The organism is Kitasatospora sp. NPDC096077 (assembly GCF_040303245.1).
GTDB lineage: Bacteria > Actinomycetota > Actinomycetes > Streptomycetales > Streptomycetaceae > Kitasatospora.
The window spans coordinates 45427-51952 of the sequence record NZ_JBEOSV010000062.1 but is presented as its reverse complement, the minus strand read 5'-3'; the positions used below and the strand labels follow the sequence as shown (position 1 = coordinate 51952).

The following is a 6526-nucleotide window of genomic DNA, read 5'->3' as shown; positions in this document are numbered from 1 at the left end:
CCACACCCCCACCAACCCCCCAACCAACCCCCCAACCAACCCCTAACCCCCACGGCCCGCCGCCCGACCCCCACACGGGCGGCACCCACCACCCCACGGCCAGCCCCCCGGCAGGCCGCACGCATACCACCACCCCGAACCACCAGCCCCACCCGACCGACTCACCACCCGCAACCAACCCAAAGGAACCGACCCCGAATGAACCGCCCACCTCTCGCCCGACGCACCCTCCTCACCGGCCTGGCCGCCACCGTCATCGGCTTCAACACCGCCACCCGCGCCTGGGCCACCACCAACGCCCCCACCACCGGGTGCATCACTCCCGTCCCCCCGCTCGACGGCACCCTCACCACCAACCCCGCCACCATCACCGCCCACGCCCACGACTTCGGGCGCCTCACCACCAACACCCCGCACGCCGTCCTCAACCCGGCCTCCGACCAGGACATCGTCAAGATCATCAACTACGCCCGCGCCAACGGCCTCAAGGTCGCCATGAACGGCCAGGCCGGCACCGACAACGACCTCGAATCACACTCCAACTACGGCCAGGCCGGCGCCGCCGGCGGCATCAGCATCAACGCCCGCGCCCTCAACCGCATCCACACCATCACGCCGACCAGCGCCACCGTCGACGCCGGCGTCACCTGGGCCGAACTCACCGTCGCCGCCCTCGCCCAGGGCCTCACCCCGCCCTGCCTCACCGACTACCTCCACCTCACCGTCGGCGGCACCATCTCCATCGGCGGTATCGGCAACACCGTCCAGAAGTACGGCCTTCAGACCGACACCGTCGAATCCCTCGACATCATCACCGGCACCGGACGCCTCGTCACCGCCACGCCCACCAAGAACGCCCGGCTCTTCCACGCCGCCCTCGCCGGCGCCGGGCAGGTCGGCCTCATCGTCCGCGCCACGCTCAAGCTCATTCCCGCGCCCGAACGCGCCCTGGTCTTCAACCTCTTCTACACCGACCTCAGCGCCTACATGAGGGACCAGGAAGCCATCCTCGAAGACGGGCGCTTCCACGGCCAGGTCGGAGAAATCCAGCCCCAGCCCGCCGGACAGCCCACCCGCTTCAAGATCGAAACCGCCATCTACTACAGCGGCAGCACACCCGCCAACCCCCAAGCCCTACTTGCCGACCTCACCCCCCTCCCCCAAGAAACCACCATCACCGACACCACCTACCAGGAATACATCTACCGCGCCAACGCCTTCGCCCAGAACCTCAAGAACATCGGTTACTGGGACCAGCCCAAACCCTGGCTCTCCCTCTTCCTCCCCGCCACCACCACCCACCAGTTCATCACGCAGGCCCTCTCCGTCCTCACCCCCGACGACCTCGGCCAGGGCCTCCTCCTCTTCTACCCCTTCCACACCAACAAGGTGACCACCCCGCTCGCCATCACCCCCGACGAACCCGTCGCCTACCTCTTCGACTTCCTCACCTTCCCCCACCCCGGAACCGACCCCCAACCCGCACTCGCCCGCAACCGTGCCCTCTACGACAGCGCCACCCGACTAGGCGGCAAGCGCTACCTGGTCGGTGCCGTTCCCAACATGACCACCACCGACTGGCAGCGCCACTACGGCCCCCACTGGCGCACCCTCACCGCCAACAAGAACACCTACGACCCCACCCACACCCTCACCCCCGGACAGCGCATCTTCCAGTAACCACACCTCCGACCCACCCCCGACCAAGCCAGAGGAAAGATCATGCACACCATCAACCACACCCACGAAACCGTCTACCCCCACCCCACCCACACCATCTGGCACCACCTGATCAACCAACTCAACAACACCGGCACCTGGCAACACCCCAAGAACACCTTCCAACCGGGCCCCACCCCGCCCCAGGAAGTCACCGGAACCACCCTCACCACCGTTCACACCAACGGCCCCGGAAAGCCCGGCCCCAAAATCCACTTCACCAGCACCACCACCCACACCACCCCCACCTCACCCACCTCACCCACCGACGACCGGTACCACTACACCGCCACCCACAGCGGCCACTTCACCGGCACCACCACCATCACCCTCACCCCTCTCGACAACAACACCCGGACCCGCCTCAGCTACACCTTCACCGCCACCCCCCAGGGATGGACGAAGCTCCTCCCCACCGCCAAGATCCACGCCAACCACACCACCGCCACCATCGCCAACCACGACATCCTCCAGCGGATACTCAGCAAGCTGGACCAGTAATCCGCTTGGCGGACAGGCGTGTCGGCACTCCCGCAATGCGACGGCGCAGGACCGGATCGAACGGCCAATGACGGTCGATCCGGTCCGCAACCCGCAAGAAATCCGAAACCCACCGGAACCCGTCCCACCTCCTTTCGCCTGAAGTTGAGTCAGACCAACGGGTCCTGACGACCCTCAGCGGACGTTGCCCGATGAGATCTCGGACGCGGTCTGAGGAACCGATGAGAAACGCACCCCTCCCGCAGCGACTCCGTTAGCGTGGCCGGATGGATCAGGATGAACAGCGCCTCCACGCCTCCTCGTTCGGCGCGGCAGCGGTCGCCTACGCAGAGCACCGTCCGGACTACGCGCATGCCGCGGTGCATTGGGCACTCGAGGGCGCGCCCGGTCGGCGGGTGCTCGATCTCGGGGCGGGCACCGGCAAGTTGACGGCCACCCTGGCCGAGCTCGGGATCGACGCCATCGCGGTCGAGCCGGACCCCGCGATGCTGAGCGAGTTGCGACGCTCGTTGCCGACCGTACGGGCGCTGTCGGGCAGTGCCGAGGCGATTCCGCTGCCGGATGCCTCGGTCGATGCCGTGCTGGCGGGCAATGCGATGCACTGGTTCGACATGGCGGTCGCGGGGCCCGAGATCGCCCGGGTGCTGAGGCCCGGTGGGGTGCTGGCCGGGCTGTGGAACGTCATGGACGACCGGGTCGCGTGGGTTGCCGGGCTGGCCCGGGTGAGTGGGGCCGCGGCGATCGGTCCGCGGGACACGCCGGCGAGTTGGCGTGTGGAGACGGCCGCCGCACACCTCCCGAAGGAGTCCGGGCAGGCCAGGTTCGGTTCACCGGAGCAGGAGCTCTTCCCGCACGGGCAGCTCCGCACGGCCGATTCCCTGGTCGCGACGCTGGCGACGCGCGCGGGGATGCTGGTCATGCCGGACGGGGAGCGGGAGGCGGCGCTGCGCAGGATCCGCGACTTCCTCGCCACCGAGCCCGAGACCGCCGAAGGCGAGTTCGCCCTGCCGATGCTGACCGGCGTACTGCGCACTCGGCGGCTGTGAGCGCCCCACCCCGAGCCACCCGGCCGGCCAGGCCCCTGCGGCACGCCGGTGTCGACATCGAAGCCGCTGGTCGCGCCCGGTCCGGCCGCCGCGGGCCATACTCGACGGCATGAAGCGCGTTCCCCGCCTCCTCACTCTCACCCTGCTCACCGCCACCGCGGTCGCGGGGCTCGCCCTCGCGGTGGTCGCGGACTGGGGCGGCGGGGGCGGGGAGGCGGCGCGCCCGTGGAGGGACGGTTCGGTCCACGGGCCGTGGCGGTCGGTCTTCGACGGCCACGGGGAGAACCTCGGCCTCCCCAACGGGCTGTCCCTCTCCCCGATGCCCGCGCGGACGCCGGAGGTGACCCATGCCGGGTTGATCGTCTCCACCCGGCAGTACCGGGACATGGACCTCCGGGCGCGGATGCGTACCGTCGCCCAGCTGCGGACGCCCACCCCCAACCCGTGGGAGGTGCCGTGGCTGGTGTGGGCGTACTCCGACCCGGAGCACTTCTACTACCTCGTCCTCAAGCCCAACGGGTGGGAGCTGGGCAAGCGGGACCCCGCCTACCCCGGCGGCCAGCGCTTCCTGGCGACGGGCCCCGAGCCGTTCCCGGTCGGGCAGTGGTCCGCGGTGAAGGTGACCCAGCGCGGCGCGCTCATGGAGGTGGGCGTCGACGGCCGGGCCCTGGTGTCGTACCAGGACCCGGAACGCCCGTACCTGGCCGGCAGCATCGGGGCGTACACGGAGGACGCCCATGTGCTGTTCGAGGACATCGCGGTGGTCCCCGCGCAGTGACCGCGGGGCCGGAACCGCGCAGCCCCGGACCCGCGGTTCCGGGCCCGGTTCCGGTCGCGCGGTTCCGGCCCGCTCTCAGGCCCCGTCGGCCACCAGGCCGTCGACCTGGTCGGGGCCGACGTCGAGCGTGACTCCCCCGTAGGTCTCGGCCTCGGCGCCGCGGTACTGGTGGATGCGGTGGTTGGTCCACAGGTCGTCGGGCAGGCCGGCCTGCCCGGTGAGGCTGGGGTGCCCGTCCCAGCGGGCGTACCAGATCGCGTCGGGCATCGGGGTGCGGCCCGCGCGGGTGGCGGCGACGATGTCCGCGATGCCGGAGTCCATGCTGGAGTAGAAGCCGGAGCGGTAGCCGGACCGGTGCAGGGCGCGGGTCCAGCCGACGGTGAAGTCGACGACCGCCCGGGTGCACACCTGGTCGCCCGTCGGGTAGGCCTCCATGTCAAGGTAGACCGGGCTGCCCGGGCCGAGCCCCAGCGCCCGCAGCGCGGCCGCCGCCTCGTCCGCCTCCTGTCCGCCCTGCTCCTCGGCCCGGGCGGGGTCGATCCGCACCGGCTTGTCCGGACGGGCGGCGCAGGGTGCCTGGAGTCCGACATGGGTGGGCACCAGTCGCCACCCCGTCGCCCGGGCTTCGGCGACCCACTGCGGTGTCAACTCCGGCTGCTCGCAGGCACGCTGACCGCCGCTGCTGTAGATGTTCACGGCGCCGTACGGCGAGGCGGTGCGCCACGCGGCCAGGGCCTCCAGCGGCGGCGCCGAGCAGGAGTCGAACCCGGCCCCGGTGAACCGGTACTCGGGCAGGGGGTCCGTGGACTCTTCGGTCGGCGCGGCGGTGGGTGGTGCGGCAGCGGAACCGGCCGGTTCCCAGCCGCCGGGACCGGGTTCGCGGAGGGCGCCGGGAAGCAGGGCGAGCAGGACCGCCAGGGCCAGGAGCACGGTCGGAGAGGGCGGCGGGGACGGAGTCGGAGTCGGAAGTCGCATCTCCCCGTCCTAACCGTCGGCCGCCGGTCTCCCCCACCGTCGGACCCTCGCGTCGCGCCCCGTCAGCCGAACCCACCACGCACCCGCAGCCGACTCCCCGCAGCCGACGTCACCCGGCGTCGCGCCGCTCGGCCGCCTCGGCGGACACGGCCGCACCGACGCAGTCGAGGACGCGCTCCAGCCCCTGGCGGAACTGCTCGTCGCGGCCGAGTCGCGGCCGGCGCGCCTCCACCGCGATCCTGCCGAAGATCGGGTACTCCCCGCTCTCCAGCAGCTGTCGCACGTACGGGTAGCTCCGCGCCAGCCATTCCTCCTCGCTGACACCGCTGCGGCGGACCTCCTCGGTCCAGCTGACCTCGTCGCGGGCGGCGCCTTCGACGTAGCCGTTGAGGACGGCCATCAGGCTGAGGTTCTCGTCGATCGGGAGGTGGGGGTCGAGGACGCCCATCACCGCTTCGATCAGGCGCAGTTGGTTGGGGCCGAAGCCCGGCAGCGCCCGGTGGGCGGTGGCGATCCACGGGTGGCGCAGCCACATGGCGCGCAGTTCCCCGGCGTAGCGGGCGAGGTCGGCCCGCCAGTCGCCGGTGGGCATGCCCTCGATGTCGATCTCGCCCATCAGCCGGTCGGCCATCAGTTGGATCAGGTCGTCGCGGCTCGGAACGTACCGGTAGAGCGACATCGCGCCCGCGCCGATGTCGGCGGCGATCCGGCGCATGGTGGCGGCCTCCAGGCCCTCCGCGTCGGCGATCCGGATCGCGGCTTCGGTGATCCGGGCACGGCTGTAGGCGGGTTTCGGCCCGCGGGCGGGGCGTTCGGGCCGCATCCAGATGTTCACGTGCTCGGTGTCGGTCACCGTCGCCCTCCTTCTTGCGTACGCGGTACCCAGTAATTTACCGTGGCCGCCATGACCGCGTACAACGTACTCAGTCCAGGGGTGGAGTGATGGGCGACGGAGGCGGCGGCCCCGCGCCCATCGCCGCCGGGGACCGCGACACCGCCGTACGGCGACTGCAGGAGGCCTACGGCGAAGGACTGCTGCCCGACGGGGAGTTGGACGGGCGCCTGCAGCGGGCCCTCACCGCCGGCAGCCGGCGCGAACTCGCCGAGGCGCTCGCCGGACTCCCCGAGCCGCCCCCGCCCAGCACGGCCACCATCACCGGCGCCGCCCTCGGCGGGCGGATCCGTCGGCGTGGCGCCTGGGAGGTCCCCCGGACCCTCACCGTCGCCTCGGCGCTCGGGCGGGTCCGCCTGGACCTGTCCCGGGCGGTGATCGAGCATCCGGTGGTCGACATCGACCTGCGGCTCGGCACCGGCGGGGCCCGCATCACGGTGCCCCGGGACGCCGTCGTCGACCTCACCGGCCTGCTCCCCGGCCTGCGGGAGCCGCGGTACCGCCCTCGTCGGCCGGCGCGCCCGGGCGGGCCGACCATCAGGATCACCGGAGTGCTGGGAGTCGGGCGGCTGAGGATCCGTCACGCCCGCTGGTGAGACCCGTTGACGACAGTGA

General features: G+C 71.5%; 7 protein-coding genes. 5 read left to right on the top strand and 2 right to left on the bottom strand.

All coding sequences use genetic code 11. The annotated features are described in order from the left end of the window. Positions 1-198: 198 nt before the first annotated feature. The 4 genes from ABTZ03_RS34675 (at position 199) to ABTZ03_RS34660 (ending at position 4044) form a co-directional block, all read left to right on the top strand. On the top strand, positions 199-1680 hold the full coding sequence (locus tag ABTZ03_RS34675) for an FAD-binding protein (RefSeq protein ID WP_350517143.1): 1482 nt from the start codon (positions 199-201) through the stop codon (positions 1678-1680). Positions 1681-1722: 42 nt separating this feature from the next. Then, a complete protein-coding gene (locus ABTZ03_RS34670; RefSeq protein ID WP_350517142.1) occupies positions 1723-2220 on the top strand; it encodes a hypothetical protein in 498 nt (165 codons plus the stop codon). Positions 2221-2486: 266 nt separating this feature from the next. After that, positions 2487-3266 carry a class I SAM-dependent methyltransferase gene (locus tag ABTZ03_RS34665; protein WP_350517141.1) on the top strand — a complete coding sequence of 260 codons (780 nt, stop codon included), beginning with the start codon at positions 2487-2489 and terminating at the stop codon, positions 3264-3266. 109 nt (positions 3267-3375) lie between these two features. Further along, positions 3376-4044, top strand: a complete 669-nt coding sequence (locus ABTZ03_RS34660) for a calcium-binding protein (protein WP_350517140.1) — start codon at positions 3376-3378, stop codon at positions 4042-4044. 75 nt (positions 4045-4119) lie between these two features. On the opposite strand, the gene ABTZ03_RS34655 is transcribed toward ABTZ03_RS34660, so the two are convergent. Further along, the gene (locus ABTZ03_RS34655) at positions 4120-5019 is read right to left on the bottom strand and encodes a DUF1906 domain-containing protein (RefSeq protein ID WP_350517139.1); all 900 of its coding nucleotides are present in this window, start codon (positions 5017-5019) and stop codon (positions 4120-4122) included. Positions 5020-5128: 109 nt separating this feature from the next. Then, positions 5129-5872, bottom strand: a complete 744-nt coding sequence (locus ABTZ03_RS34650; protein WP_350517138.1) for a TetR/AcrR family transcriptional regulator — start codon at positions 5870-5872, stop codon at positions 5129-5131. Positions 5873-5961: 89 nt separating this feature from the next. Between ABTZ03_RS34650 and ABTZ03_RS34645 the strand changes: the two genes are divergently transcribed. Beyond that, positions 5962-6507 (top strand): DUF1707 SHOCT-like domain-containing protein, encoded by a 546-nt coding sequence (locus ABTZ03_RS34645; RefSeq protein WP_350517137.1) that lies wholly within the window; start codon positions 5962-5964, stop codon positions 6505-6507. Positions 6508-6526 lie beyond the last annotated feature (19 nt).